Raw genomic sequence first — 26,994 nt, 5'->3', positions numbered from 1 at the left:
GGATTTCCTGGGAGCCCGCCGAGAATGGATCGCTCAACCCTGCGCGGCAGACCGCGACAGGCCGCCGCACTGCTCGCCGCGGCCATCACCGTCACCGCGTTCTGCGCGGCCGACGCCGTCGCCCGCAGCTATCCCTTCGGCCCGCGCACCCGCGCGGTCAACGACCTGGGCAACCAGTACGTGCCGTTCCACGCCCACCTGTGGGACCTGCTGCACGGCCGGGCCGACGGCGGCCTGCTCGTCAACTGGCAGTCCGGCTTCGGCTCCAGCTTCCTGCCCGACCTCGGGACGTATCTGAGCAGCCCGTTCGCCCTGCTCGTGGCCCTGTTCCCGAGGGACGAGATCGACCTCGCCGTCTATGTGGTCACCGTCCTGAAGACGGCGTGCGCCGGCGCCGCCATGGCCTGGCTGCTGCTCAGGCTGCGGCCCGGCCGCTGGTGGGCGGCGGGGCTGCTGGGCGCCGCCTACGCCCTGTGCGGCTGGTCGCTCGCGGACGCCTCGTACAACCCGATGTGGCTCGACGGCCTCATCGCCCTGCCCCTGCTGTGCCTGGTCGGCGAATGGGCACTCACCGGCCGGCACCGGCTGCTCGGCGTGCCGATCGTGGCGCTCGCCTGGATCGCCAACTTCTACACCGCGTACATGGCCACCATCGGCGCCGGCCTCGTCCTGCTGCTCCGGCTGTGGCTCTCCGGTCTCCCGCGCCGGCGGGCGCTCGCCGCGGCGGGCCGGGCCGCGGTCACCGTCGCCCTGGGCGTCGGCCTGGCCGCGCCGCTGGTCACGGTCATCTACTTCGGCACCAAGCACGCCTACCCGGGCCGGGTCACGCACTTCGCCCCGGTCGCCACACAGGACCTGCTGGCCCGTCTGCTGCCGACGACGTACGGATTCGCCAGCCCGGGGCTCTTCGTCGGCACCACCGCGCTGCTGCTGGCCCTCGCCCTGCCCTTCCACCGGGCGGCCCCCGTACGGGTGCGCGCCGGGTGGGGCCTGCTGGTGGTCGCCGTCACGCTGTCGATGCAGTGGATGCCGACCCATCTGGCCTGGCACGCCTTCACCACCCCGAACGGCAGCCCCTACCGGCAGACGTTCGTGCTGTGCGCGCTGCTGGTGATCGCGGCCTGGCACACGCTGTCCTACGGCGTGCCCGGCCGGCGCGCGCTGGCCGCGGCCGCCGCGCTGCTCGCTCTCATGGCCGCCGTCGCGAGCCGCAGCGCTCTGGTGCGCTCCTTCGCCTGGCCGGTGCTGGCGCTGGCCGCGGTCGGCGCACTGGGCGGGCTGGTCCTCCTCGGCCTCGACCGGGCGGGCGGGGCCGCCGAGGGCGCACCCGCGGCGGGGCGGCGCCGTCGGCTGCTCGTCGGGTCCGCCGTCGTCCTCCTGGTCGGCGCCCAGCTCGGCGAGGCCACCGCCACCTCCGCCGTGGCCACCCGGCTGCGGCTGGACCACCTGGACGACTACGCGCCCTGGGGGAGCCGGCAGCAGCGTCAGTCGGAGGCGATAGCCAAGGCCGACGGCTGGCCCGCCTACCGCACCGACCCCGGCCGGGAGCAGACCGTCGGCAACGATCCGATGGTGGTGGGCGGCGAAGGCGCCCAGTACTACAGCAGCCTCACCGCCGACGTCCTCAGCCGCACCCTCACCGCTCTCGGCGACGGCTGGACCTCGCGCGGCCGGAACGTACAGAGCCTGGACAACGCCGTCACCGACGCGATCTTCTCCGTGGGCGCCCGGGTGCACTCCCCGCCGGACCAGCACCAGAGGTGGAACCCCCGCGACCGCAGTCCGGTGACCGTGTCCCGGCAGGACGTACCGCCCCTGGTCACCGTCCGGCCGTCCACCGATTCCTCCGCCCGCACCGGCGTCTCCGCCTTCGGGCCCTCGCCCTACCGCAACCAGGAACTGCTGCTGGGCACCCGCGTCTACACCGTGCCCCCGCTGACCGTGCGCACCGGCGACGGCGGGCAGCCCGAACGGGCCGCCGGCGACCGGCCGGACGCGGTGATCGAGGCCCCCCGCACCAAGGCAGCCGCCGCACACCGGCCGACGATCGCGGCCCAGTGCCCGGCCGGCAGCGAGGTCTACCTCTGGGCGCCGCACTTCTCGGGCACCGCCCGCCTCGCCGAAACCCCGGCCCACCCGCTGACCGGACGGTTCACCGCCGACGCCGCCAAGATCGCCGCCATGCAGCGGCTCGGCACGGCCCCGCAGTCCGGCCGGGTGCGGATCGAGCTGTCGCCCACCCGGGCCGGCAGCGTCCCGGACGGCGCGGTCGGCTGCCTGGACACCGCGCGGCTGCACACCGCCGTCCAGCGGCTCAAGACCACCGGCGCCACCGAGGTGACCGTCTCCGACGGCACCGTACGGGCGCAGCTCCCGGCCGGCAGCAAGGGCACCGCCGTCCTCGCCACCCCCCGGATCGCCGGCTGGCGGTGCGCCGCGGGCGACGCCCCGGCCGCACCCGCCGAGACGTACTACGGGCTGATCGCCATCCCCCTGGACGGCTCCGCGACCAGCGTCACCTGCACCTTCCACCCGCCCGGCCTGCGGCTGGGCGCGGCCGTCGGGGGCGTCTCGCTCCTGACCCTCGTCCTGCTCGGCATCGTCACCGCCGTCCGCGGACGGCGGGCCCCACACCGCACCGCGCTCCGCACCACCACACGCCCGCGCGAGCGCACCACCAGCGCCCTCTGACCGCGCCCCCGGAGAGAACCATGCTCATCTCGATCGTCGCCCCCTGCTACAACGAGGAAGACGTCATCGAACGCTTCCACGCCGCCGTGCAGAAGGTCGCCGACGACCTGCTGCCGCTCGGCCACGACATGGAGTTCGTCTACGTCGACGACGGCAGCCGCGACCGGACGCTCACCCTCCTGGAACAGCTCGCCGACCGCGACCCGCGAGTCCGCTATGTCTCCTTCAGCCGCAACTTCGGCAAGGAGGCCGCCCTGCTCGCCGGCCTGCGCCACGCCTCCGGCGACTCGGTGGTGGTCATGGACGCCGACCTCCAGCACCCGCCGGAGCTGATCGGGCGCATGGTCGAGCTGCGCGCCCAGGGCTACGACCAGGTCCTCGCCCGGCGCAGCAGGCGCGGCGACCGGTTCACCCGCACCCTCACCGCCCGTCTGTACTACCGACTGGTCAACCGGCTCGTCGACGTCGAACTCGTCGACGGCGTGGGCGACTTCCGGCTTCTGTCGCGGCGCGTGGTGGACGCGGTGCTGGCCCTGACCGAGTACAACCGCTTCTCCAAGGGACTGTTCGCGTGGGTGGGCTTCCCCAGCACCACCTTCGAGTACGAGAACGCCGTGCGCGAGCACGGCCGCAGCTCCTGGACGCTGAAGTCCCTGCTCAACTACGGGCTCGACGGGCTGCTGTCGTTCAACAACAGGCCGCTGCGCGCCGCCCTCCACCTCGGCATGGCCCTGCTGACGTGTGCCGGGCTGTACACGGCGTGGATCGTGGGCGCCGCGCTCGTCAACGGCGTGGAGACGCCGGGGTATGTCACCATCATCACCGCCGTCACCGCGCTCGCGGGGGTGCAGATGGTGATGCTGGGCGTCATCGGGGAGTACACCGGCCGGATCTACTACGAGGTCAAGGGACGCCCGCACTTCCTGGTGAAGGCGACCAACGTGGAACGGACGAAGGACCTCATTCCCTGATGCGTACCGCGACGACCCGCCCGACGCCGAGGCGGATGTCCCCACAGACGCCGAGACAGATGCCGAGACAGATCGCCACCTTCGCCGTGGTCGGCGTCGTCAACACCGGCACGTACTACGGTCTTTACCTGCTGTTCCTCACGCGTTTGCCCTATCTCCTGGCGCATGTTCTCGCGTTCCTGCTCAGCATGATCGGATCCTTTTTCCTGAACGCGCGCTTCACCTACCGGACCCGGCCGACCTGGCGGAAATTCCTGCTGTTCCCGCTGACGAACGCCGCGAATTTCGTGATCACCACGGCCGGTGTGTACGTGATCGTCGACGTGCTGCACGCCGGCAGCCGGTTCGCCCCCCTGCTCGCCTCCGCGGCCGCGATCCCGGTGACCTTCGTGGTCTCCCGCTGGATCATGCTGCCCAAGGTCGACCCCGCGGAGGAGATTGCATAAACGTGCAGCGATACGTATAGTCATGCCATCGAGGAGGAGGGTCCATGGCTGTACGTGTCGCGGTCGCCGGAGCGAGCGGATACGCGGGCGGAGAAGCACTGCGTCTGCTGCTGGCGCACCCCGAGGTCGAGATCGGCGCCCTGACCGGCAACTCCAACGCCGGCCAGCGGCTCGGCGCGCTCCAGCCGCACCTGCTGCCGCTGGCCGACCGGGTGCTCGCCGAGACCACCCCCGAGTCACTCGCCGGGCACGATGTCGTCTTCCTCGCGCTGCCGCACGGCCAGTCCGCGGCCGTCGCCGAGCAGCTCGGCCCCGACGTCCTGGTCATCGACATGGGCGCCGACTTCCGGCTGAAGGACCCGGCCGACTGGGAGCGGTTCTACGGCTCCCCGCACGCCGGCACCTGGCCCTACGGCCTCCCCGAACTTCCGGGTGGCCGCGCTGCGCTGGAGGGGTCCAAGCGCATCGCGGTGCCCGGTTGCTACCCCACCGCCGCCTCCCTGGCCCTCGTCCCGGCCTACGCCGCCTCCCTCGTCGAGAACGAGGCCGTGATCGTCGCCGCCTCCGGCACCTCCGGCGCGGGCAAGGCAGCCAAGCCCCATCTGCTCGGCTCCGAGGTCATGGGCTCCATGTCGCCGTACGGCGTCGGCGGCGGCCACCGGCACACCCCCGAGATGATCCAGAACCTCAGCGCGGCCGCGGGCGAGCCGGTCACCGTCTCCTTCACGCCCACCCTCGCGCCGATGCCCCGCGGCATCCTCGCCACCTGCAGCGCCAGGGCCCGCGACGGAGTCACCGCCGAGTCCGTGCGCGCCGCCTACGAGAAGGCCTACGCCGACGAGCCCTTCGTCCACCTCCTCCCGGAGGGCCAGTGGCCCGCCACCGCCTCCGTGTACGGCTCCAACGCCGCGCAGATCCAGGTGGCGTACGACCCCGCCGCGCACCGCGTCATCGCCATCAGCGCCATCGACAACCTGACCAAGGGCACCGCGGGCGGCGCCGTGCAGAGCATGAACATCGCCCTCGGGCTCGACGAGAGCACCGGACTTTCCACGATCGGAGTCGCACCGTGAGCGTCACGGCAGCCAAGGGATTCACGGCGGCGGGCATCGCCGCCGGGATCAAGGAGAACGGCAACCCGGACCTGGCCCTCGTGGTCAACAACGGGCCCCGCCGCGCCGCCGCGGGCGTCTTCACCTCCAACCGCGTCAAGGCCGCGCCGGTGCTGTGGTCCGAGCAGGTCATCAAGAGCGGCCAGGTGTCGGCCGTCGTGCTCAACTCCGGCGGCGCCAACGCCTGCACCGGCCCCAAGGGCTTCCAGGACACCCACGCCACCGCCGAGAAGGTCGCGGAGGCCCTCGGCCGGGGCGCCGTCGAGGTCGCCGTCTGCTCCACCGGCCTGATCGGCGTGCTGCTGCCGATGGACAAGCTGCTGCCGGGCGTCGAGACGGCCGCCGCCCAGCTCTCCGAGCACGGCGGCGAGAAGGCCGCCATCGCCATCAAGACCACCGACACCGTCCACAAGACCTCCGTGGTCACCAAGGACGGCTGGACCGTCGGCGGCATGGCCAAGGGCGCGGGCATGCTCGCCCCGGGCCTGGCCACCATGCTGGTCGTCCTCACCACCGACGCCGACCTCGACGACCAGACCCTGGACCGGGCCCTGCGCGCGGCCACCAAGGTCACCTTCGACCGTGTCGACTCCGACGGCTGCATGTCCACCAACGACACCGTGCTGCTGCTCTCCTCCGGCTCCTCCGGCATCACCCCGGAGTACGAGGAGTTCGCCGAGGCGGTCCGGCAGGTCTGCGACGACCTCGGCCGGCAGCTCATCGGCGACGCCGAGGGCGCCTCCAAGGACATCAAGGTCGAGGTGATCAACGCGGCGAGCGAGGACGACGCCGTGGAGGTGGGCCGCTCCATCGCCCGCAACAACCTCCTCAAGTGCGCCATCCACGGCGAGGACCCCAACTGGGGCCGCGTCCTCTCCGCGATCGGCACGACCAGGGCCGCCTTCGAGCCGGACGAGCTCAATGTCGCGATCAACGGCGTCTGGGTCTGCAAGGACGGCGGCGTCGGCGAGGACCGCGAGAAGGTCGACATGCGCTACCGCGAGGTCCACATCGTGGCGGACCTCGCGGCAGGCAGTGAGTCTGCGACCATCTGGACCAACGACCTGACGGCCGACTATGTCCACGAGAACAGCGCCTACTCGTCTTGACGTGCCCGCTTGGTTGTCGCGGGTCCCCGTCGTCGCCGACGAGGGTTCCTGTTTCACCGGCGACTGCTCGCCCCGGACGAGTCCGGGATGAGTCTTACATCGCCTCCGCAGGCCAACACCGCCCGCCCGGCGGCTGATCCGAGATCCTTCCGAAAGTCGGCTATGACGGTCAATCACCCACAAGAGCGAAAGTCCCCGACTCGCAAGCACACGGCCCTGCCGAAGGCCCAGATCCTCATCGAGGCGCTGCCCTGGCTGACCCGGCACCACGGCAAGATCGTCGTCATCAAGTTCGGTGGCAACGCCATGGTGAACGAGGACCTGAAGTCCGCCTTCGCCCAGGACGTCGTCTTCCTGCGGCACGCCGGCCTCAAGCCGGTCGTGGTGCACGGCGGCGGTCCGCAGATCAGCGCCGCCCTCGACAAGCACGGCATCGTCAGCGAGTTCAAGGCGGGCCTGCGGGTCACCACCGAGGACGCCATGGACGTCGTACGGATGGTGCTGGCCGGGCAGGTGCAGCGCGAGCTGGTCGGGCTGCTCAACCAGCACGGCCCGCTCGCCGTCGGCCTCACCGGCGAGGACGCGCACACCATCACCGCCACCAAGCACACCCCCGAGATCGACGGCGAGCCGGTCGACATCGGGCGGGTGGGCGAGATCACCGACATCGACACGGGCGCCATCGAGGCGCTGCTCGCCGACGGCCGCATCCCGGTCGTCTCCTCCATCGCCCGCAGTCAGGACGACGGACATGTCTACAACGTCAATGCTGATACGGCGGCTGCGGCACTCGCTGCGGCACTGGGCGCCGAGACCCTCATGGTCCTCACCGACGTCGAGGGCCTCTACGAGGACTGGCCGAACTCCGACGAGGTGATCAGCCGCCTCACCGCGTCCCAGCTGGAGAAACTGCTGCCGGAGCTGTCCTCCGGCATGGTGCCGAAGATGGAGGGCTGTCTGCACGCCGTGCGCAACGGTGTGCACACCGCCCGCGTCATCGACGGCCGGGTCCAGCACTCGATCCTGCTGGAGATCTTCACCGACGAGGGCATCGGCACCATGGTCGTGCCGGACGAACAGGGGGAGTCATGAGCAACCAGGAGCTGACCGCGCGGTGGCAGGGCGCGCTCATGAACAACTACGGCACCCCGCGCCTGCCGCTGGTGCGGGGCGAGGGCGCCAAGCTGTGGGACGCCGACGGCACGCAGTACGTCGACTTCGTCGGCGGGATCGCGGTCAACGCGCTCGGCCACGCGCACCCTGCCGTCGTCGAGGCGGTGAGCCGGCAGATCGCCTCCCTCGGCCACGTCTCCAACCTCTTCATCGCCGAGCCGCCCGTCGCCCTCGCCGAACGACTGCTCCAGCTCTTCGGCCGGGACGGCAAGGTCTACTTCTGCAACTCCGGCGCCGAGGCCAACGAGGGCGCCTTCAAGATCGGCCGGCTGACCGGGCGCACCCACATGGTCGCGACCCAGGGCGGCTTCCACGGCCGTACGATGGGCGCCCTCGCGCTCACCGGCCAGCCCGGCAAGCAGGACCCCTTCCTGCCGCTGCCCGGCGACGTCACCCACGTCCCGTACGGCGACGCGCAGGCGCTGGCCGCCGCGGTGACCGAGGAGACGGCCCTGGTGATCATCGAGCCGATCCAGGGCGAGAACGGGGTCGTGGTGCCCCCGGCCGGCTATCTCAAGGCGGCCAGGGCGATCACCGCGGCCACGGGTGCCCTGCTGGTCCTGGACGAGGTCCAGACCGGCGTCGGCCGCACCGGGAACTGGTTCGAGTACCAGGCCCACGAGGGCGTCCTGCCCGACGTGGTCACGCTCGCCAAGGGGCTCGGCGGCGGGCTGCCGCTCGGCGCCACCGTCGCCTTCGGACGGGCCGCCGAACTGCTCCGGCCGGGCCAGCACGGCACGACCTTCGGCGGCAACCCGGTCGCCTGCGCCGCCGGTCTCGCCGTCCTGGACACCATCGCGGACGAGGGGCTGCTGGAGAACGTCAAGCGGCAGAGCGAGAAGCTGCGGGGCGGCATCGAGTCCCTGGGCCACCCGCTGGTCTCCCACGTCCGGGGTGCGGGCCTGCTGCTGGGTATCGTGCTCACCGGGCCGCACGCGCCACAGGTGCAGCAGGCGGCCCAGGAGGCCGGGTTCCTGGTGAACGCGCCCGCCCCGGACGTCGTACGGCTGATGCCGCCGCTGAACCTCCGCGACGACGAGGCGGACGCCTTCCTCCGGGCGCTGCCCGGCGTCCTGGACGTGGCCGACGGGGACGGACGATCCGGAGAATGAGACGACGATGAGTCAGGCACAGGACAACGGGTACGCCGACGCCGGGGCCACCGGTCCCGCCGTGCCGCAGACCCGCACCGCACGCCACCGCCGGATCGTGGACATCCTCAACCGGCAACCGGTGCGCTCGCAGAGCCAGCTGGCGAAGCTCCTCGCCGACGACGGGCTGAGTGTCACCCAGGCGACCCTGTCCAGGGACCTGGACGAGCTGAACGCGGTGAAGATCCGCAACACGGACGGCGACCTCATCTACGCGGTGCCCAGCGAGGGCGGCTTCCGCACGCCCCGCGCGCCGCTGGGGGAGTCGGCGAAGGAGGAGCGGATGCGGCGGCTCTCCCAGGAGCTGCTGATCTCCGCGGAGGCCTCCGCCAACCTCGTCGTCCTGCGCACCCCTCCCGGTGCGGCACAGTTCCTCGCCTCGGCGATCGACCAGGCCGAGCTCCACGACATCCTGGGCACGATCGCCGGCGACGACACCCTGCTCCTGATCAGCCGCAACCCGACCGGCGGCCAGGCCCTGGCGGACCACCTGCTGCGCCTGGCCCAGAACGGCCACTGACGCCGCTGCAGGCAGTGGTACCGACATAGCTGCGGGCAGTCGTGCCTCCCCGGTGCTCAACGCCTGGGAGGTACCCCAGGCGGCACGGGTGGGCGCAGCGGCACCCCGCACGCGCGGTGAGCGCCCCGTCCACCTCGCAGCACGACGGCGCGACAGGCCGACGCATGCACGCGGCCCGCGGGCGTGCGTCACCCCAGCCGGCCGGCCAACCCGTCCGTGCACCGCACCTCGTCCCCCGCCGTGATCAGCAGCGCCTCCACCTCCGGCAGCGCCTGCAACCAGGCCAGCCCCTCCCGCGAGCCCATCGCGAACGCGGCCGTCGCCCAGCAGTCCGCCCAGGTCAGCCGGGGCGCGACCACGGTGACCGACACCAGGTCGGTCACCGCCGAGCGGCCGGTGCGCGGATCGACGATATGGGCGCCCCGCTCGGCGGTCCCGGACGTCGCCACCGCCAACTCCTCCGCGCCGGCCGCCGAGATCACCGCCGCCAGACCACCCGTGCGCAGCGGATCCGACACCCCCACCCGCCACGCCCGGTGCGCCTCAGGGGAGCCCAGCAGCTGCACGTCCCCGCCGCCGTTCACGCTCACCCCGCTCGCCCCCGCCGCCGCGATCCGCCGGGCCGCCCGTTCGGCCGCCCAGCCCTTGACGATCCCGGTCGGATCCAGCCGCCCCTGGTAGCGCAGGCTGAACCAGCCCTCGCTGGCCCGTTCCGCCTCGGCGCCCAGCTCCAGCACCTCGGCGACCTCGGGATCGCAGTCCTCCACGGTGAGTTCACCGCGCGCCAGCCGCGAGAGCTGGCTGTCGTCGCGATACGTGCTGAACCGCCTGTCGGCCCGCTGCAGCCCGGCGACCGCCTCGCGCAGCGCCGCACCGACCGCCTCGGGTTCCCCGCCGCGGACGTCGAAGGAGAAGACCGTCCCCATGACCTCCTCCATGTGACGCACCGCGGCGGGAGCGTTCGCCGGCTCCGCCACGGCCTCACCCATGGACCTGGTCCAGAGCCGACTGCAGCGACTTCAGATAGCCGCCGCTGGTGTAGGTCGCCCCGGACACCGCGTCGATGTCCGCGCTCTGCGCGGCGACCGCCTCCTGGTTGAGTTTCGGGACCGCCATGGCGGTCTTCTGGTCGCTGAGACCCCCCTTGGGCGCCTGCACCGCCTCCGCCTTGACGATCTTCCCGTCGCTCACGGTCAGCCGGACCTGGACGGCGCCGTACTGTGTCCGGGCCGCGTCCCCGGTGACGGTCCGGGTGCCCGTGCGCTGCGCGCCGCTGCCCCCTTGCGGCGACTCCTGCGCGGCCGCGGACGGCTGGGCCGCGGCCGTCTGCTGCGGTGCCGCGCCGGCGGCCGAGGCGGAGGCCGGGCCGGAGGCCGGCTTCAGCGACAGCAGCAGCACGATCCCGGACACGGTGGCGGCGCCGGCGAGCACCGCGCGCCGAACGGGGTGGTTCTTCCTCATGGCGTATGAGCTCCTGACGTCCCGTCGCTACATCTCGAACGACTCGTGATGGATGCGGCGCGCGGGAACCCCCGCGCCGCGCAGTGCCTCGTACACCGACTGCGCGAAACCGGTCGGGCCGCACATGAAGACGTCGTGGCGGTCGATGTCGGCGATCTTCCGCCGCAGGGACTCGGCGGAGATGTCGGGGCGTTCGCCGTCGGGGCTGTTGACCGCGTACATCAGCCGGGCGCCGCGTTCGTCGGCGATCTTCGCCAGCTCGTCCCACAGGGCCAGGTCCTGGGTGCTGTTGGCCCGGTAGAGGAGGGTGATGTCACCGGCCGCGCCGGGCAGCGTCTCGAACAGCGCGCGCATCGGGGTGATGCCGACACCGCCGGCGACCAGCAGCACCTTGCCGCGGCTGCGCCGGGCCGCGGTGAGCGCGCCGTAGGGGCCCTCCGCCCACACCCGGGTGCCGGGCTCGAGTTCGCGCAGCCGGGCGCTGTGGTCGCCGATCGCCTTGACGGTGATGCGCAGCAGGTCCGGGCGGGGCGCCGCCGACAGCGAGTACGGGTGGGAGCTGAACCGCATGCCGGGGGCCAGGAACCGCCACCGGAAGAACTGCCCGGCCTCCGCGCCCATCCGGTGCAGCTTCCGGCCCCCGATCAGCACCGACACGATTCCCGGCGTCTCCTCGACGACCGCCTCGACCCGCATCCGGTGCTTGGTGTTCAGCCGGATCGGGGTGAGGATCCGGTACCAGACGACCAGCGCGGTCACCGCGCCGTACAGCCCGTACCAGAAGGTCTTGGCGACCGGTTCGACGGCGAAGTCGTTGCCGGTTGTGATCTGGTGCCAGAACGTCAGGAACACCGCCGCGTACGTGAACAGGTGCACGTGGTACCAGGTGTCGTACGGCATCCGGCGGCGGACCGGGCCGACGGAGACCAGCCCGACGACCAGCAGCAGGCCGGTGCCGATGGCCGCCTTGCCCATGTCGGGCAGCTGCTCGACCGAGTCGATCGTCTGCCGGGCGATGTCGCCGAGCGACCTGCCCGCCTGGAGCGCGTAGCCCCACATGGTCAGGAACACGTGAGCGAGGACGAGGCAGAGCATGTAGCGGCCGCTCATCGCGTGCCAGCGGGCGACCCGGTCGGAGCCCACCCGCCGCTCCAGGGCGGGCACACGTGCCATCTGGAGCACGACCAGCGCCATGAGATAACCGGCGAGCAGGCCGGTGATGCGGCCCGCGTTGAGGATCTTCCCGTTCGTGTCGGCGATGGACGGGGTGTTCATCCACCACAGCCAGACGACGCCCGCCGCGCCCGCCCCGACGGCGAGCAGCAGCGGAACGGCGGGGGAGCGGCGCGGCCGGATGCGGCGCATCGTCTGGCGCCGGGCGGCGCGGCCTCCTGCGAGCGTGGTGGTCACGGTTCCTCCGTGGGATTTGACCCTTGGCCGCCCACACATACGTGGCGCGTGCGCCGAGTGTTCACAGCCCGGCGGAGTCCAGTGCCGACTGGAGCGACTGGCGGTAACCGTCACTCGTGTACGTCGCTCCCGAGACCGAGTCGATGTCCGCGCTCTGCGCGGCCAGGGCCTCCCGCCTCAGCTCGGGGAGGGCGTAGCTGTTGATCTCCTGGTCCCGTGGGTTGTCCGTGGGGTAGGAGACGGCGGTCACGTCGGTGATCCGGCCGTTCTTCAGCGTGATCCGCACCTGGACCGGACCCCAGCGGGTCTGCACCGTCTCGCCGGTGACGGTCTTCGTGCCGCTGGAGCTGCCGGACCCGCCGCTGGACCCGCTGCTGGAGCCGCTCCCGGACCCGCCGCCGGAGCCCGCGGAGGCACCGGCGCCGGCGGACGCCGCCGGGGCGGGCGCCGCGGCGATCTCCGGCGGGGTGTGCGGCTTCAGCGACAGCAGCATCACCAGCCCCGAGACGGTGGCGGCGCTCGCCAGGACGACACGGCGCAGCGGACGGTTCTTCTTCAACGCGTGCAACGGGGCCTCACAGCTCGAAGGACTCGTGGTGGATACGCCGGTCCGGCACTCCGGCGGCGCGCAGCACCTCGTACAGGCCCTGCGCGAAGGCGTGCGGACCGCAGAGGTACACGTCGTGCCCGGACAGGTCGGCGACGGACGCCCGCAGGGACGTAACGGTGATGGCGGGGCGCTCCCCGTTCGGGCCGTTGAGCGCGTAGAGCACCCGTGCCCCGCGCCACCGCGCGATCGCCTCCAGCTCGGCCCCCAGGGCGAGGTCCTCGGCCGTGCGCGCCCGGTACAGCAGGGTGACCTCGCCGGGCAGCGTCTCGAACAGCGCCCGCAGGGGGGTGATGCCGACACCGCCGGCGATCAGCAGCGACTTGTGCGCGGTGCGCCGGTCGGCGGTCAGAGAGCCGTAGGGGCCCTCCGCCCACACCCGGGTGCCCGGCCGCAGCAGCGGCACGGCGGCGCTGTGGTCGCCGAGCGCCTTCACGGTGATGCGCAAGCGGTCCGGGCGGGGCGGCGCCGACAGGGAGTACGGCGTGGAGGTCCATCCCATGCCCTCGGCGAGGAACCGCCAGCGGAAGAACTGGCCCGGCCGGGCGCCGAGTTCGTCCAGCCGGTGGCCGCGCACGACCACCGAGTACACCCCGGGCGCCTCCGGGTGCACCGACTCGACCCGCAGCCGGTGCCGCAGGTTGAGCCGCACCGGCGCCAGGACCCGGAACCAGAGCACGAGCGCCGCGACGCCGAGGTACAGCACGTACCAGGCGGCCGTGGCCACGGTGTGGCCGTTGAACTGGTCGCCCAGCGCAAGCTGGTGGCCGAAGGCCAGGAAGACGGCGGCGTAGGTGAGCAGGTGCACGTAGTACCAGAACTCGTGGCTGGTGCGGCGCCGCACCGCGCGCGCCGAGGTGACGCCCACGGCGAGGAGGATCACCGTGCCGAGGGCGGCCTTCAGCATCTCCGGGTAGTCGAGGACGATCGAGAGCGCCTCGTGCCGGACCGAGGCCCGGTCCTGGGCCGCGTAACCGAGAACGATCAGCACCACGTGCACGACCAGCAGGCAGACCGTGTACCGGCCGGCCATCGCGTGCCAGCGGGCCACCCGGTCCGAGCCGACCCTCCGCTCCAGCAGCGGCACCCGGGCCATCAGCCCGACGAGGACCGCGCAGGCGTATCCGCACAGCAGGCCCGCGATGCGTCCCGCGCCGGTCAGCACGCCCGCCGAGCCGACGACGGAGGGGGTGCCGTACCACCACAGGCCGACCACCGCGGCGGCCCCCGCCCACAGCAGCGCCAGCACGGCACCCGCCGGGGAGCGCCGGGGCACCACCGGGACGGGCGGTGCGGCCCGTCGTCCGTACACCGTGGTCATCTGTCGTACGTCCTTTCACCGGTCCAGGACGCCACTGTGCGGGCCGAACCTCTGAAAGAGCTCTGAGTACGGGGGTGGCGACCACCACTCACAGAGAACTCAGAGGCACCTCACGCACCACCCCGCCGCGCGACCGGCGATGCTGGAAGAGCCATGAACGCATCCCGCCCGGCCCCTTCCGGTCTTCCCGTGCTCACCCGCCCCGACGGCACCCCCGTCCGGGTCCTGGTCGTCGACGACGACCCGGACCTCGCCGAGGTGCTCTGCGGCGCCCTGCGCTACCAGGGCTGGGAGGTCGAGGCCGCCGGTGACGGCGCCACCGCCGTCGCCCGCGCCCGTGAGCTGCGGCCCGACGCCGTCGTGCTCGACGTGATGCTCCCGGACATCGACGGCTTCGCCGTGCTGCGGGACCTGCACGAAGTGCGCCCGGACGTCTGTGTGCTCTTCCTCACGGCACGGGACGCGGTGGAGGACCGCATCGCCGGGATCACCGCGGGCGGCGACGACTACGTGACCAAGCCGTTCAGCCTGGAGGAGGTGGTCGCCCGGCTGCGCGGGCTGCTGCGCCGCGCCGGGATGGCCCGGCAGCCGGACGACGGGCCGCGGCTGACCGTGGGCGACCTGGTGATGGACGAGGACGCGCGCGAGGTGACCCGGGCCGGGGAGCTGATCGAGCTCTCCCCGACCGAGTACGAGCTGCTGCGCTTCCTGATGCGCAACCCCCGCCGGGTGCTCAGCAAGGCACAGATCCTGGACCGTGTCTGGTCCTACGACTTCGGCGGCCGGGCCCATGTGGTGGAGCTGTACATCTCCTACCTGCGCAAGAAGGTGGACGCGGGCCGCGAGCCCATGATCCACACGGTGCGCGGGGCGGGCTACGTGCTGAAGCCGGCGGTCCGGTGAGGGCGCGGCTCGCTCGGGTGGCACGGCGGGCGGGGCGGCTGCCCCGGCCGCGTACGCTGCGGGCCCGGCTCACCTTCGGCCTGGTGGTGCTGCTCGCCGCCGGCTGCGCCGCCGTCGGCGTGGCCGCGGTCGTCGAGCTGAACGGCTTCCTCATCGGCCGGCTCGACCAGCAGCTGGAGCAGACCGGGCCGAGCTTCGCGCAGAGCCTGGAGCACGGCACCGGCGCTGGCACCGTCACGGGCAAGCCCTCCGACCACGACGGCGACGAGCACGGCGACACCCGCCGGCAGGCCGCCGAGACGTTCGGCGCCCGGCTGCTGGGCGGCGCGGTGACCAACGCGGCGGTCGTCCCCTCCCGTACCCACCCCGGCTTCGCCATCCCCCTCACCGCCGCCGACCGCGAGGCCCTGGCCACGCTGCCGGTGGACCGCCACGGTCACACCGTGCGCCTGTCGGCGCTGGGCGACTACCGGCTGGCGGCCTGGCCTGGCCGGGACGGCGACGTGCTGGTCACCGGGTTGCCGATGGAGCCGGTACGGGCCACGGTCCACCGGCTGGAACTGGTCGCCGGGGGCGTCTTCGGGCTCGCCCTGGCCGCCGCCGGAGTCGCGGGCGCCCTGTGGGTGCGCTGGTCGCTGCGGCCGCTGAGCCGGGTCGCGGCCACCGCCACCCGGGTCAGCGAGCTGCCGCTGGCCAGCGGTGAGGTGGCGCTGCCGCCCCGGGCGCCCGAAGCGGATCCGCACAGCGAGGTGGGCCGGGTCTCCACCGCCTTCGACCGGATGCTCCACCACGTCGAGGACGCTCTCACCAAACGGCACGCCAGCGAGGAGCGGCTGCGCAGCTTCGCCGCCGACGCCAGCCACGAGCTGCGCACCCCGGTGGCCTCGGTGCGCGGCCACGCCGAACTCGCCCTGCTGCACCCCGGCCCGGTACCGCCCGAGGTGTCGCGCGCCCTGGAACGCATCGCCGCCGAGTCCGCGCGCATGGGCGAGATGGTCGACGAGATGCTGCTCCTGGCCCGGCTGGACGCCGGCCGCCCCCTGGAGCGCCGCCCGGTCGACCTCACCCGCCTGGTCCTGGACGCGGTGACCGACGCCCGGGCCGTGGGGCCTGGGCACCGCTGGGCGCTGGACCTGCCGGAGGAGCCGGTGACGGTGACCGGCGACGCCCACCGGCTCCAGCAGGTCCTGGCCAACCTGCTGGCCAACGCCCGTCTGCACACGCCCGAGGGCACGAAGGTGACGGTCACCCTGGAGACCGACGCCTCCACGGCGGCCCTGTCCGTCCACGACGACGGCCCCGGGATCCCGGAGGAGATCCGTCCGGGCGTCTTCGACCGCTTCACCCGCGCCGACCGCCGGCGCACCGACCCCTCGGCCGGTGCCGGAGCCGGAGCGGGCCTCGGCCTGTCGATCGTGACAGCGGTGACCGAGGCCCACGGCGGAAGCGTGGAGCTGGAGAGCCGCACGGGCTCGACGACGTTCACGGTGCGGCTGCCGGCCGGCGCGGTGGGCGGCGGCACCGGCTGAGCACGCCGCTCAGACCGGCGACGGCGGCAGCGGCAACGGCAGCCCCGGCAGCCCGTCCAGGCTGGTGGCGATGTGCTCCTTCCTGGCGAAGTACTCGCTCAGCGAGGCGTCGTCCTCGCGGGCGAACCGCCTGCCGTGCAGATCGCGGTCCTCCTCGTACGCCATGAAGGGGACCGCGTACCCGCAGGTGTCCCGGATCAGTTCGGCGCGGACGACGATGACGGCGCGCAGCCCGTGCGTGGTGGGGTCGATGTCCGGGAAGCGGGCGAGGAGCTCCGGGAAGCGCGGGTCGTCGCGGAAGACCGGCTCGCCCCGGCCGTGCACGCGCACGATGTTGGGCGGCCCCTGGAAGGCGCACCACATCAGGGTGATCCTGCCGTTCTCCCGCAGGTGGGCGATGGTCTCCGCGTTGGATCCGGCGAAGTCCAGATAGGCCACGGTCTGCTCGTCGAGCACCGCGAAGCAGCCCTTGAGGCCCTTGGGCGAGAGGTTGACCGTGCCGTCGCCCGACAGCGGGGCGGTCGCGGTGAAGAAGAGGGGCTGCTCCTCGATGAACGTGCGCAGCCTGCCGTCAATGCGTTCATAGGTCTTTCCAATGTCTAACGATTATCGGGGCATTTCTTTCGGCTGTCTAATGAATTTTGGCGTCCGTTTCAGATGTCCGCAGGCGGTGTCGATTGACGAATCATGCAGGGCTCTGCATACTCATGCATAGAGGGCAGGGCACTGTGAGGAGAGACCCGTGACCGAGCGCGTCGTACTCGCCTACTCGGGCGGTCTGGACACCTCCGTCGCCATCGGCTGGATCGCCGAGGAGACGGGCGCCGAGGTCATCGCCGTCGCGGTGGACGTCGGCCAGGGCGGCGAGGACCTGGACGTCATCCGCAAGCGCGCGCTCGCCTGCGGTGCCGTCGAGGCCGAGGTCGCCGACGCCAGGGACGAGTTCGCCGACGAGTACTGCCTCCCGGCGATCAAGGCCAACGCCCTCTACATGGACCGCTACCCGCTGGTCTCCGCGCTCTCCCGGCCGGTGATCGTCAAGCACCTGGTCGCCGCCGCCCGGAAGCACGGCGCCACCACCGTCGCCCACGGCTGCACCGGCAAGGGCAACGACCAGGTCCGCTTCGAGGCCGGGATCGTCGCCCTCGCCCCCGATCTGAAGTGCGTCGCCCCGGTCCGCGACTACGCGATGACCCGCGACAAGGCCATCGCGTTCTGCGAGGAGAAGAACCTCCCCATCGCGACCACCAGGAAGTCCCCGTACTCCATCGACCAGAACGTCTTCGGCCGCGCCGTCGAGACCGGCTTCCTCGAGGACATCTGGAACGCGCCGATCGAGGACATCTACGAATACACGCGGAACCCGGCCGCCCCGCGCGACCCCGACGAGGTGATCATCACCTTCGCCGAGGGCGTCCCGGTCGCGATCGACGGCAGGCCCGTCACCGTCCTCCAGGCGATCCAGCAGCTCAACGAGCGGGCCGGCGCCCAGGGCGTCGGCCGGATCGACATGGTCGAGGACCGCCTCGTCGGCATCAAGTCCCGCGAGGTCTACGAAGCACCCGGCGCGATCGCCCTGATCACCGCCCACCAGGAGCTGGAGAACGTCACCGTCGAGCGCGAACTGGCCCGCTACAAGCGGCAGGTCGAGCAGCGCTGGGGCGAACTCGTCTACGACGGCCAGTGGTTCTCCCCGCTCAAGCGCGCCCTGGACGGCTTCGTCGACGAGGCCAGCCGGCACGTCTCCGGCGACATCCGCATGACCCTGCACGGCGGCCGCGCGGTCGTCACCGGCCGGCGCTCGGCTCAGTCGCTGTACGACTTCCACCTCGCCACCTACGACACCGGCGACACCTTCGACCAGTCCGCGGCCAAGGGCTTCATCGACATCCACAGCCTGTCCTCGAAGATCGCCGCGCGGCGCGATCTGGCAGGCGGAGCCTGACACGGACCCCGCTTCGGTACGGTTCCACGGTTTCTCACCTCAAGACCCTCTCTAGCTCTAGGAGCAGCGCAAGTGAGCAGCAACAGCGGTGACGTACGGCTCTGGGGCGGCCGTTTCGCCGACGGTCCCGCCGAGGCCCTGGCGAAGCTGTCCGCGTCCGTCCACTTCGACTGGCGGCTCGCGCCCTACGACATCGCCGGCTCACGCGCCCACGCACGCGTGCTGCACAAGGCGGGTCTCCTCACCGAGGACGAGCTGCGGCGCATGATCGCCGGGCTCGACCAGCTGGAGGCGGACGTCGCCGACGGCTCCTTCACCGGCACCATCGCCGACGAGGACGTCCACACCGCGCTGGAGCGCGGCCTGCTGGAGCGCCTCGGCCCGGACCTCGGCGGCAAGCTGCGCGCCGGCCGCTCGCGCAACGACCAGGTCGCGACCCTGTTCCGCATGTACCTGCGCGATCACGCCCGGATCGTCGGCGGCCTGATCGCCGACCTCCAGGACGCGCTGATCGGCCTCGCCGAGGCCCACCCCGACGTGGCGATGCCCGGCCGCACCCACCTCCAGCACGCCCAGCCGGTGCTCTTCGCCCACCACGTCCTCGCCCATGTGCAGTCCCTGTCCCGGGACGCCGAGCGGCTGCGCCAGTGGGACGAGCGCACGGCCGTGTCGCCGTACGGCTCGGGCGCCCTGGCGGGCTCCTCCCTGGGCCTGGACCCGGAGGCGGTGGCGCGGGACCTCGGCTTCGAACACGGCAGCGCCGCGAACTCCATCGACGGCACGGCCTCGCGTGACTTCGTCGCCGAGTTCGCCTTCATCACCGCGATGATCGGCGTGAACCTCTCCCGGATCGCCGAGGAGGTCATCATCTGGAACACGAAGGAGTTCTCCTTCGTGACCCTGCACGACGCGTTCTCCACCGGCTCGTCGATCATGCCGCAGAAGAAGAACCCGGACATCGCCGAGCTGGCGCGCGGCAAGTCGGGCCGACTGATCGGCAACCTGACGGGTCTCATGGCGACGCTGAAGGCCCTCCCGCTGGCGTACAACCGCGACCTCCAGGAGGACAAGGAGCCGGTCTTCGACTCCATCGACCAGCTGGAGATCCTGCTTCCGGCCTTCACCGGGATGATGGCGACGCTCACCGTGCACCGCGAGCGCATGGAGGAACTGGCCCCGGCCGGCTTCTCGCTCGCCACCGACATCGCCGAGTGGCTGGTCAAGCAGGGCGTGCCGTTCAGGGTGGCGCACGAGGTCGCCGGCGAGTGCGTGAAGGCCGCCGAGGCCGAGGGCAAGGAGCTGGACGAGCTGACCGACGAGCAGTTCGCGAAGATCTCCGACCGTCTGACCCCCGAGGTGCGCACCGTCCTGAACGTCCCCGGCGCCCTCGCCTCCCGCAGCGGACGCGGCGGCACCGCCCCGAGCGCGGTCGCCGTCCAGCTCGCCGAGGTGAAGGCGGACGTCGCCGCGCAGCACCAGTGGGCGAACGCCAAGAAGTAGCGCCTCGGTTGCCGTTGCCACCGGGACATCGCGGGTTACGTTGGTCTGAGCCGTAAGGAGCCGACCGAACGGAGCCCGCGATGCCCTTCGCCCGACTGGCCGCAGCCACGACTCCCACCTGTCACCTGGGCCTGGGCCTCGCTGCCGTCGGGCGCCCCGGATACATCAACCTCGGCCGCGACGGTGACCTCCCGGCCGACCGCACCGTCGACGCCCTGCGCGAGCGCACCCACGAACTGCTCCAGGCGGCCTACGCGCAGGGCGTCCGCTACTTCGACGCCGCCCGCTCCTACGGCCGCTCCGAGGAGTTCCTCGCCGGCTGGCTGCGCGCCCACCCCGAGATCGACGACGTCGTGATCGGCAGCAAGTGGGGCTACACCTACACCGCCGGCTGGACCACCGACGCCGAGCGGCACGAGGTCAAGGACCACAGCCTCGCCGCCTACGAGCGGCAGCGCGCCGAGACCGCCGAACTGCTCGGCGACCGGCTCGACCTCTACCAGATCCACTCGCTGACCCCGGACAGCCCGGCGCTGACCGACAAGGAACTCCACGCCCGGCTCGCCGAGGCCGCCGCCTCCGGCCTGACCGTCGGCTTCTCCACCAGCGGCCCCGCCCAGGCCGACACGGTCCGTGCCGCGCTTCAGGTGACCGTCGACGGCGAGCCCCTCTTCCGTACCGTGCAGTCGACGTACAACGCCCTGGAGACCTCGGTGGGCCCCGCCCTCGCCGAGGCGCACGACGCCGGACTGACGGTGATCGTCAAGGAGGGCATGGCCAACGGCAGGCTCGCCGAGCCCCACGCCCCGGACGCGCTGAAGGCCGTGGCCGCCGAGACGGGGCTCGGCTGCGACGCCGTGGCCCTCGCCCTGATCCTGCGTCAGCCCTGGGCCGGTGTCGTCCTCTCCGGCGCCGCGACCGCCACCCAGCTCGCCTCCAACCTCCACGCGGCCGTCGTCGACCTCGACGCGGACCAGCTGACCCGCCTCGCTGCGCTCGTGGAGGACCCGCGCGCCTACTGGGAGCACCGCGGACAGCTGCCCTGGCACTGACGGACCACCTCACCGAGCGGCAGCCATGAGATGTCCGCGCCTATAATGAGACATGAATGTCTCACATGGGCTATGCTCGTCTCATGGCCCTCGATCGTGAGCACGTACTGCGCAGCGCAGCCGCCCTGCTGACCCGCAAGTCCACCGCGACCATGGACGAGGTCGCCAAGGCCGCCGGGATCAGCCGGGCCACACTCCACCGCCACTTCGCGGGCCGTGACGCACTGGTCCGGGCGCTGGAGGCGCTCGGCATCGCCGAGTGCGAGGCCGCGCTGACCAGGGCCCGGCTGGACGACGGGTCGGCGAGCGACGCGGTGCGCAGACTGGTGCGCGAGATCCAGCCCGCGGCCGGGCTGCTCGCCTTCTTGTACGGCGAGAACCAGCTCTGGGAGACCGAGGGCGACCCCGGATGGTCCCGGATCGACGCACGGATCGGCACCGTGTTCGTGCGCGGTCAGCAAAGCGGCGAGTTCCGCATCGATCTCAGCCCGGTCTGGCTCACCGAGGCGCTCTACGGGCTGATCGCCTCCTGTGCCTGGGCCGCGCAGGACGGCCGGGTCGCCCCCAAGGACTTCACCCACATGATCGTCGAGCTGCTGCTCGGCGGTGCTCTGCGAAGAGAGGAACCATGACCAGCACCCTGCGGCCGGCGGCCGCGACGGAGACGGAGCAGCGGCCGGGCCGGTGGCTCGCGCTGGCCGTCCTCGTGCTCGCCGTGCTGCTGGTGGCCGTCGACGCGACCGTCCTCGGCCTGGCGACCCCGTACATCAGCGAGGACCTCGAGCCCTCCGGCACCCAGCTGCTGTGGATCGGAGACGTCTACTCGTTCGTCATCGCCGGTCTGCTCGTCTCCATGGGCAGCCTCGGCGACCGCATCGGCCGCAAGCGCATCCTGCTCGGCGGCGCCACGGCGTTCGGCGCGATCTCCGTGCTCAACGCCTACGCGACCACCCCGGAGCTGATGATCCTCGCCCGGGCGCTGCTCGGTGTCGCGGGCGCCACGCTGATGCCCGCCACGCTCGCCCTGATCCGCAACATCTTCCACGACCCGCGCGAGCGCAGCCTCGCGGTCGGCATCTGGGGCGCGACCGCCTCCGCCGGCACGGCGGTCGGCCCGATCGCCGGCGGATTCCTCCTCGAACACTTCTGGTGGGGCTCGGTCTTCCTGATCAACCTGCCCGTGATGGCGGTCCTCGTCCTCGTCGGCGTCCGCCTGCTGCCCGAGTCCCGCAACCCGGACCCGGGCCCCTGGGACCTGGCCGGCGTCCTGCTGTCCCTGGTCGGCGTGATCGGCATCGTCTACGCCGTGAAGGAGGCCGCCGCGCACGGGTTCACCCCGGCGGTCCTCGGCGCGGGAGCGGTGGGCGCGGCCGCGCTGTACCGGTTCGTCCGCCGGCAGCTCACCCTGCCCACACCGCTGCTGGACATCCGGCTCTTTCGCAACCGCGGCTTCAGCGGCGCGGTACTCGCCGATCTGCTGACCGTCCTCGGCATGTCCGGACTGGTCTTCTTCCTCTCCCAGTACCTGCAACTGGTCCAGGACAGGCGGCCGTTCGAGGCGGGCCTGGCCGAAGTCCCCGCGGCCGTGGGCGCGGTGGCGGCCGGTCTGGTGGCCGGCCGGGCCGCCCGGCGCTTCTCGGTACGGGCCGTGGTCTCGGGCGGTCTGGCCGCCGTCGGCCTGGCGCTGGCCGCGCTGACGACGCTGGACGCCGCGACGGGCTACCCGCTGCTGGGTGCGGCCCTGCTGGTGGTCGGCGTGGGCGCCGGGTTCTCGTTCACGGTCACCGCCGACGTGATCCTCTCCAGTGTGCCCAAGGAGCAGGCGGGCGCCGCCTCGGCGGTCTCCGAGACGGCGTACGAACTCGGCGCGGCCCTGGGCATCGCCCTGCTCGGTTCCATCGTCACCGCCGCCTACCGCGGCTTCCCGGGCCCGCCGGGTACGCCGTCCCAGGCCCGCGAGTCACTGGGTGGCGCGGTGGAGGCGTCGGAGAACCTGCCCGCACACACCGCTCAGGAGCTGCTCGGGGCTGCCCGCGACGCCTTCGTCCACGGCCTCCACCTGGCCTCGGGCGCGGGCGCGGCGGTCCTGCTGGGAGCGGCGGCAGCGGCGTGGGTCCTGCTGAAGGGACAGAAACTGGAAGACGCGGGGTGAGGTGAGCAACCCAGGGGGCGCGGGGCTGTATCGATATGCGGCTCCGCCGCGTGGGCGCGACCGGCCACGACGGCGCCGCACCCGAAGGACTTGAAGAACCCCTACGGCGCAACCCGCCCAACCGCCGGAGGCCTACGCCGCCTTCGCCTTGGTGGCGTACATGTCCACGTACTCCTGCCCGGACAGCCGCATCACCTCGGTCATCACCGAGTCGGTCACCGCCCGCAGCACATAGCGGTCGCGGTCCATGCCCTCGTACCGCGAGAACTCCATGGGCTCACCGAAGCGGACCGTGACCCGGCTCGGCCGGGGGATCCCCGCACCGCCGGGCTGGATCTTGTCGGTGCCGATCATGGCGAAGGGGACCACGGGCGCGCCGGTCATCAGCGTCAGCCGCGCGATGCCGGTGCGCCCCCGGTACAGGCGGCCGTCGGGGGAGCGGGTGCCCTCGGGGTAGATGCCGAAGATCCTGCCCTCCTCCAGGATCCGGCGGCCGGTCATCAGCGCCGCGACACCGCCCTTGCCGCCGTCGCGGTCGACCGGGATCATGCCGACGCCGGTGAAGAACCAGGCCATCAGCCGGCCCTTGAGTCCCTTGCCGGTGACGTACTCGTCCTTGCCGATGAAGAAGACCTGACGGTCGCAGACCAGCGGCAGGATCATCGAGTCGATGAACGTCAGATGGTTGCCGGCCAGGATGACCGGGCCGTCGCCGGGGATGCGCTCCGCGCCCTCCACCTGTGGGCGGAACATCAGGCGCATGATCGGACCGAGCACTGCCTTGATGAGCGCGAAGCGGGACAACGGGCCCTCCGGTGTCAAGGGATTGTCTGGGGAAGCTGTATGAGTCTGTGCAGGTGAGGACGATACTCGCGGCGCGGTCCGGATTGCACATCGGGCTCACCAGGTCTTACGCAGTGTTGACGTACGTTCACCTGGGAAGGGGGCACGTTGCCTCCCGGTAACCGGTGTGTGGCGGTGTGACGGAGCTCGCGCGCCGGCCTGCCGCCGGCCCGCCACGGCCGGCCGACGCGGCCTCACCCGGGCCGTGCCCCAGGCGACATCCCGCGTCACCCCGGTGTTCGGTACGAGGTCTCCCGTAGGTCATCCGCGCCCACCTACCATCGGCGCGCCACGCAGGACACGAGAGGCAGGAGGCGGTCCATGGGGACGCAGACGCCGGACGAGCGGGCCGGGACGCGGAAGTCCGACGGAAAGGCGGGCGGGACCGGGCGCCGGGCGCTGCTCGGGGCAGCGGTGCTCGGGGCCGGGGGAGCGGTCCTCGGGCTGCCCGGCGCGGCCAGGGCCGCAGGGAGCGGGGCCCGGGGTCACGGGGGCGGCGGGCTCGGCAGCCTGCCCGTGCCCACGGTCATCGGCCACCGCGGCGCCAGCGGCTACCGGCCCGAGCACACCTTCGGCTCCTACGAGCTGGCCCTCGACCTCGGCGCCGACATCGTCGAGGCCGGTGACCTGGTGCCCACCAAGGACGGTCACCTCGTCTGCCGGCACGAGCCGGAGATCGGCGGCACCACGGATGTCGCGGACCATCGTGAGTTCGCCGACCGGAAGACCACCAAGACGCTCGACGGCGTGCCCACCACCGGCTGGTTCACCGAGGACTTCACCCTCGCCGAGCTGAAGACGCTGCGGGCGGTCGAGCGCATCCCGGCCAACCGCCCGCACAACACCCTCTACAACGGCCGCTGGGAGATCCCCACCTTCGAAGAGGTCCTGAGGTGGCAGGACGAGCAGACCCGCAAGCGGGGCAAGCAGGTCTTCATCTACCCCGAGACCAAGCACCCCACGTACTTCCGGGCGCTGGGTCTCGGCCTGGAGGAGCGGGTCGCCAAGCTGCTGCGCAAGTACGGCAAGGACCAGCGGAACTCGCCGGTCATCCTCCAGTCCTTCGAGCCGAGCAGCATCCAGCGGCTGAACAAGCTCGTGGACAACCCGCTCGTGGTCCTGCTGTCCGGTGCGAACACCCGGCCCTGGGACTTCGTCGAGGCGGGTGACCCGCGCACCGTCGCCGACCTGATCACCAGGAAGGGCCTGCGGGAGATTGCCTCCTACGCCCAGGGCATCGGCCCGACCGTGGACCTCGTCATCCCCAAGGACGCGAGCGGCAACTTCACCGAGCCGAGCAGCCTCGTCCGGGACGCCCACGCCGTGGGCCTGGTCCTGCACCCCTACACGGTCCGCAACGAGAACCCCTTCCTGCCGCCGGCCTTCCGCAAAGGCGGCGACCCGGACGCCTACGGTGACGTCTTCGGCGTGTTCCAGAGGTACTTCGAGACCGGTATCGACGGCATCTTCACCGACAACGCCGACACCGGACTGCTCGCCCGTGCGGACTTCCTCGCCCACCGGTCCGTCAACAACTGAGCCCGCCCCGCCCTCGTCGGAGGGAATCGACGGCCGCCCCGGCAACTTTCGCCGGGGCGGCCGCGTCGTGCCGCATATGACACACAACCTGCTCGCCTCCCTGCGTCCCCTGCTCGTCGCCGAGGCCTCGGCCGAGGCACATGCCGCCGGAACCGAGCCGGGCGACCTGGAGCAGGCGGTCTGGCTACGGCTGCTGGAGCGCCTGGAGGCGGGTGGGCCGCCGCACGATCCGCAGGGCTGGCTGCGCAAGGCCGTCCGCTCCGAGGCGCGCCGCACCCGACGGACGATCAGCATCGAACGGCCGTACGGCCTGGAGCCCGCGGACGACAGTGAGAGCGGCCCCGAGCACCTCGTCCTGGCTGCGGCCGGCCGGCGCGCCCTGCGCGAGGCGGTGCGCCGGCTGCCCGGCCGCTGCCCCCGGCTGCTGGAGGCGCTGCTGTCGCCGAGGGACCTCACCTACCGGGAGATCGCGGGGGAGTTGGGTATCTCACAGGGCAGTCTCGGGCCGGAACGCTCCAGATGTCTGGGATGTCTGCGTCGTTTGCTGACGCCGGAGGTTGCGGCCCGCGAACCGCGGGGATAGGAGTGATGGACGACCGGTGATCAGGTGAGCGGGAGGCGTGCGCACATGGGCATGAGCGTGACCATCTCTGCGGCGACCGAGCAGGACGCGGAGCAGATCTTCAAGCTGCAGTACCTGTGCTTCCAGAGCGAGGCGGCGCTGTACGGCAACTACCGCATCGACCCGCTGGTCCAGAGCCTGGACTCGGTCCGTCAGGAGGTCGCCGGGGACTGCGTGTTCGTCGCCCGGCTCGGCGAGGAGGTGGTCGGCTCGGTGCGCGGCCGGGTCGCCGAGGACGGCGCCGCCTCCATCGGCAAGCTCTGCGTCCACCCGCGCCTGCAGGGGCACGGCATCGGGGCCCGGCTGCTGCGCGCCGTCGAGGCGGCGCTCGCCGAACAGCGCGGCGCCACCAGGTTCCGCCTCCACACCGGCCACCGCAGCGAGGGCAACCTGCGCCTGTACCGGCGCGTGGGCTACCAGCCGGTGGGCACCTCCGAGGGTTCCGACGGCGTACCGATGATCGTCCTTGAGAAGCCGGCGGGGACCTACGCGGCTACCGCGTGACGCCGCTGACGTCGCGGGACGTGCGCAGCCAGTACAGCGCGGACAGCGGCAGCAGCACCGGGATGAAGATGTAGCCCATGCCGTAGTCGGACCAGACCGTCGCGTCGGGGAACGCGGACGGCTCGACGAGCGTCCACGTCCCGACCGTCAGCACGCCCACGAGCTCGGCGGCGCAGCACACCAGCGCCGCCTTGCGGGCCGTCTCCCCGCCGCGCACCAGTGAGTACGTGATGAAGCCGTAGACCACGCCCGCCACGGCGGACAGCGAGTAGGCGAGCGGCGCCCGGTCGAAGTCGGTGGCGATCTGGTAGACGGAGCGGGAGACCGCACCGACGACCATCACGCCGTAGAGCCAGACGAGCAGCATGCCCGGCCCGCTGATGAGCCGCTTCGGCCGCTGTTCTTTCTGTTCCCTCTGTTCCACGGTGGCCAT

Annotated in this window: 25 protein-coding genes and 1 pseudogene; 18 read left to right on the top strand and 8 right to left on the bottom strand. The window is 72.1% G+C overall.

The window, feature by feature from the left end; genetic code table 11:
- Positions 1-24 precede the first annotated feature (24 nt).
- The 8 genes from IE318_RS08165 to IE318_RS08130 all read left to right on the top strand — a co-directional run bounded on the left by IE318_RS08165 (position 25) and on the right by IE318_RS08130 (position 9,173).
- On the top strand, positions 25-2,691 hold the full coding sequence (locus tag IE318_RS08165; RefSeq protein ID WP_189898081.1) for a YfhO family protein: 2,667 nt from the start codon (positions 25-27) through the stop codon (positions 2,689-2,691).
- A 20-nt stretch (positions 2,692-2,711) separates the two neighbouring features.
- Positions 2,712-3,662 (top strand): glycosyltransferase family 2 protein, encoded by a 951-nt coding sequence (locus IE318_RS08160; RefSeq protein WP_030182903.1) that lies wholly within the window; start codon positions 2,712-2,714, stop codon positions 3,660-3,662.
- A 35-nt stretch (positions 3,663-3,697) separates the two neighbouring features.
- Positions 3,698-4,108 carry a GtrA family protein gene (locus IE318_RS08155; RefSeq protein WP_189898175.1) on the top strand — a complete coding sequence of 137 codons (411 nt, stop codon included), beginning with the start codon at positions 3,698-3,700 and terminating at the stop codon, positions 4,106-4,108.
- Between the two features lie 44 nt (positions 4,109-4,152).
- Entirely contained in the window at positions 4,153-5,181 is a 1,029-nt protein-coding gene (gene argC, locus IE318_RS08150; protein ID WP_189898078.1) for an N-acetyl-gamma-glutamyl-phosphate reductase, read from the top strand.
- Positions 5,178-6,329, top strand: a complete 1,152-nt coding sequence (argJ, locus tag IE318_RS08145) for a bifunctional glutamate N-acetyltransferase/amino-acid acetyltransferase ArgJ (RefSeq protein WP_189898076.1) — start codon at positions 5,178-5,180, stop codon at positions 6,327-6,329. Before argC ends, argJ begins: the two co-directional genes overlap by 4 nt.
- A gap of 162 nt (positions 6,330-6,491) precedes the next feature.
- On the top strand, positions 6,492-7,421 hold the full coding sequence (gene argB, locus IE318_RS08140; protein WP_030166275.1) for an acetylglutamate kinase: 930 nt from the start codon (positions 6,492-6,494) through the stop codon (positions 7,419-7,421).
- A complete protein-coding gene (locus IE318_RS08135) occupies positions 7,418-8,614 on the top strand; it encodes an acetylornithine transaminase (RefSeq protein ID WP_189898074.1) in 1,197 nt (398 codons plus the stop codon). The genes argB and IE318_RS08135 overlap by 4 nt, the downstream gene beginning before the upstream one ends.
- 7 nt (positions 8,615-8,621) lie before the next feature.
- Positions 8,622-9,173 (top strand): arginine repressor, encoded by a 552-nt coding sequence (locus IE318_RS08130; RefSeq protein WP_030166281.1) that lies wholly within the window; start codon positions 8,622-8,624, stop codon positions 9,171-9,173.
- Between the two features lie 188 nt (positions 9,174-9,361).
- Here IE318_RS08130 and IE318_RS08125 read toward each other — a convergent pair whose 3' ends face one another.
- From IE318_RS08125 to IE318_RS08105, 5 genes and pseudogenes are all read right to left on the bottom strand, one after another.
- Complete coding sequence (locus IE318_RS08125; protein ID WP_189898072.1) at positions 9,362-10,162, bottom strand: FAD:protein FMN transferase; 801 nt, start codon at positions 10,160-10,162, stop codon at positions 9,362-9,364.
- A 1-nt stretch (position 10,163) separates the two neighbouring features.
- Positions 10,164-10,634: pseudogene (locus IE318_RS08120) on the bottom strand (FMN-binding protein); the annotation flags it as partial.
- 27 nt (positions 10,635-10,661) lie between these two features.
- Positions 10,662-12,044 (bottom strand): ferredoxin reductase family protein, encoded by a 1,383-nt coding sequence (locus IE318_RS08115; RefSeq protein WP_189898067.1) that lies wholly within the window; start codon positions 12,042-12,044, stop codon positions 10,662-10,664.
- Positions 12,045-12,105: 61 nt separating this feature from the next.
- Entirely contained in the window at positions 12,106-12,612 is a 507-nt protein-coding gene (locus tag IE318_RS08110; protein ID WP_189898065.1) for an FMN-binding protein, read from the bottom strand.
- Positions 12,613-12,619: 7 nt separating this feature from the next.
- Entirely contained in the window at positions 12,620-13,972 is a 1,353-nt protein-coding gene (locus IE318_RS08105; protein ID WP_189898062.1) for a ferredoxin reductase family protein, read from the bottom strand.
- A 153-nt stretch (positions 13,973-14,125) separates the two neighbouring features.
- Here IE318_RS08105 and IE318_RS08100 point away from each other — a divergent pair, with 153 nt between their 5' ends.
- Together IE318_RS08100 and IE318_RS08095 are read left to right on the top strand one after the other, a co-directional pair.
- Positions 14,126-14,875, top strand: a complete 750-nt coding sequence (locus IE318_RS08100; protein ID WP_189898060.1) for a response regulator transcription factor — start codon at positions 14,126-14,128, stop codon at positions 14,873-14,875.
- A gap of 17 nt (positions 14,876-14,892) precedes the next feature.
- On the top strand, positions 14,893-16,404 hold the full coding sequence (locus IE318_RS08095) for a sensor histidine kinase (RefSeq protein WP_189898058.1): 1,512 nt from the start codon (positions 14,893-14,895) through the stop codon (positions 16,402-16,404).
- A 9-nt stretch (positions 16,405-16,413) separates the two neighbouring features.
- Here the strand turns inward: IE318_RS08095 and IE318_RS08090 are convergent, their stop codons facing one another.
- Entirely contained in the window at positions 16,414-17,001 is a 588-nt protein-coding gene (locus tag IE318_RS08090; protein ID WP_189898172.1) for a pyridoxamine 5'-phosphate oxidase family protein, read from the bottom strand.
- A gap of 145 nt (positions 17,002-17,146) precedes the next feature.
- Here IE318_RS08090 and IE318_RS08085 point away from each other — a divergent pair, with 145 nt between their 5' ends.
- From IE318_RS08085 to IE318_RS08065, 5 genes are all read left to right on the top strand, one after another.
- The gene (locus IE318_RS08085) at positions 17,147-18,349 is read left to right on the top strand and encodes an argininosuccinate synthase (protein ID WP_189898056.1); all 1,203 of its coding nucleotides are present in this window, start codon (positions 17,147-17,149) and stop codon (positions 18,347-18,349) included.
- Positions 18,350-18,421: 72 nt separating this feature from the next.
- On the top strand, positions 18,422-19,849 hold the full coding sequence (argH, locus tag IE318_RS08080; RefSeq protein ID WP_189898054.1) for an argininosuccinate lyase: 1,428 nt from the start codon (positions 18,422-18,424) through the stop codon (positions 19,847-19,849).
- 80 nt (positions 19,850-19,929) lie between these two features.
- Entirely contained in the window at positions 19,930-20,901 is a 972-nt protein-coding gene (locus IE318_RS08075) for an aldo/keto reductase (RefSeq protein ID WP_189898052.1), read from the top strand.
- Between the two features lie 83 nt (positions 20,902-20,984).
- Complete coding sequence (locus IE318_RS08070; protein WP_189898050.1) at positions 20,985-21,533, top strand: TetR/AcrR family transcriptional regulator; 549 nt, start codon at positions 20,985-20,987, stop codon at positions 21,531-21,533.
- A complete protein-coding gene (locus IE318_RS08065) occupies positions 21,530-23,053 on the top strand; it encodes an MFS transporter (RefSeq protein ID WP_189898048.1) in 1,524 nt (507 codons plus the stop codon). The genes IE318_RS08070 and IE318_RS08065 overlap by 4 nt, the downstream gene beginning before the upstream one ends.
- A 132-nt stretch (positions 23,054-23,185) precedes the next feature.
- Here the strand turns inward: IE318_RS08065 and IE318_RS08060 are convergent, their stop codons facing one another.
- Positions 23,186-23,806, bottom strand: coding sequence for a lysophospholipid acyltransferase family protein (locus IE318_RS08060; protein ID WP_229903396.1), 621 nt, complete (start codon positions 23,804-23,806; stop codon positions 23,186-23,188).
- Between the two features lie 411 nt (positions 23,807-24,217).
- Here IE318_RS08060 and IE318_RS08055 point away from each other — a divergent pair, with 411 nt between their 5' ends.
- The 3 genes from IE318_RS08055 (at position 24,218) to IE318_RS08045 (ending at position 26,561) form a co-directional block, all read left to right on the top strand.
- Positions 24,218-25,435, top strand: coding sequence for a glycerophosphodiester phosphodiesterase (locus tag IE318_RS08055; RefSeq protein WP_189898045.1), 1,218 nt, complete (start codon positions 24,218-24,220; stop codon positions 25,433-25,435).
- Between the two features lie 76 nt (positions 25,436-25,511).
- Positions 25,512-26,018: an RNA polymerase sigma factor gene (locus IE318_RS08050; protein ID WP_189898043.1), complete on the top strand. Its 507-nt coding sequence runs from the start codon at positions 25,512-25,514 to the stop codon at positions 26,016-26,018.
- A 45-nt stretch (positions 26,019-26,063) separates the two neighbouring features.
- On the top strand, positions 26,064-26,561 hold the full coding sequence (locus IE318_RS08045; RefSeq protein WP_189898041.1) for a GNAT family N-acetyltransferase: 498 nt from the start codon (positions 26,064-26,066) through the stop codon (positions 26,559-26,561).
- On the opposite strand, the gene IE318_RS08040 is transcribed toward IE318_RS08045, so the two are convergent.
- Positions 26,551-26,994: a hypothetical protein gene (locus IE318_RS08040; RefSeq protein ID WP_189898039.1), complete on the bottom strand. Its 444-nt coding sequence runs from the start codon at positions 26,992-26,994 to the stop codon at positions 26,551-26,553. The two genes, IE318_RS08045 and IE318_RS08040, sit on opposite strands and share 11 nt — an antisense overlap.

Origin of the sequence: Streptomyces spiralis (genome assembly GCF_014654675.1) — a bacterium.
GTDB lineage: Bacteria > Actinomycetota > Actinomycetes > Streptomycetales > Streptomycetaceae > Streptomyces > Streptomyces spiralis.
This window is presented reverse-complemented; position numbering and strand designations above follow the sequence as displayed.

Coding starts and splice junctions, on each gene's coding strand:
- IE318_RS08125 (WP_189898072.1), bottom strand. CDS start 10,162: ATGGGTGAGGCCGTGGCGGAGCCGGCGAACGCTCCCGCCGCGGTGCGT.
- argC (WP_189898078.1), top strand. CDS start 4,153: ATGGCTGTACGTGTCGCGGTCGCCGGAGCGAGCGGATACGCGGGCGGA.
- IE318_RS08100 (WP_189898060.1), top strand. CDS start 14,126: ATGAACGCATCCCGCCCGGCCCCTTCCGGTCTTCCCGTGCTCACCCGC.
- IE318_RS08165 (WP_189898081.1), top strand. CDS start 25: ATGGATCGCTCAACCCTGCGCGGCAGACCGCGACAGGCCGCCGCACTG.
- IE318_RS08040 (WP_189898039.1), bottom strand. CDS start 26,994: ATGGCCACCGTGGAACAGAGGGAACAGAAAGAACAGCGGCCGAAGCGG.
- IE318_RS08065 (WP_189898048.1), top strand. CDS start 21,530: ATGACCAGCACCCTGCGGCCGGCGGCCGCGACGGAGACGGAGCAGCGG.
- IE318_RS08105 (WP_189898062.1), bottom strand. CDS start 13,972: ATGACCACGGTGTACGGACGACGGGCCGCACCGCCCGTCCCGGTGGTG.
- IE318_RS08060 (WP_229903396.1), bottom strand. CDS start 23,806: ATGTTCCGCCCACAGGTGGAGGGCGCGGAGCGCATCCCCGGCGACGGC.
- IE318_RS08055 (WP_189898045.1), top strand. CDS start 24,218: ATGGGGACGCAGACGCCGGACGAGCGGGCCGGGACGCGGAAGTCCGAC.
- IE318_RS08075 (WP_189898052.1), top strand. CDS start 19,930: ATGCCCTTCGCCCGACTGGCCGCAGCCACGACTCCCACCTGTCACCTG.
- IE318_RS08045 (WP_189898041.1), top strand. CDS start 26,064: ATGGGCATGAGCGTGACCATCTCTGCGGCGACCGAGCAGGACGCGGAG.
- IE318_RS08135 (WP_189898074.1), top strand. CDS start 7,418: ATGAGCAACCAGGAGCTGACCGCGCGGTGGCAGGGCGCGCTCATGAAC.
- IE318_RS08160 (WP_030182903.1), top strand. CDS start 2,712: ATGCTCATCTCGATCGTCGCCCCCTGCTACAACGAGGAAGACGTCATC.
- IE318_RS08130 (WP_030166281.1), top strand. CDS start 8,622: ATGAGTCAGGCACAGGACAACGGGTACGCCGACGCCGGGGCCACCGGT.
- IE318_RS08070 (WP_189898050.1), top strand. CDS start 20,985: ATGGCCCTCGATCGTGAGCACGTACTGCGCAGCGCAGCCGCCCTGCTG.
- IE318_RS08050 (WP_189898043.1), top strand. CDS start 25,512: ATGACACACAACCTGCTCGCCTCCCTGCGTCCCCTGCTCGTCGCCGAG.
- argB (WP_030166275.1), top strand. CDS start 6,492: ATGACGGTCAATCACCCACAAGAGCGAAAGTCCCCGACTCGCAAGCAC.
- IE318_RS08155 (WP_189898175.1), top strand. CDS start 3,698: ATGTCCCCACAGACGCCGAGACAGATGCCGAGACAGATCGCCACCTTC.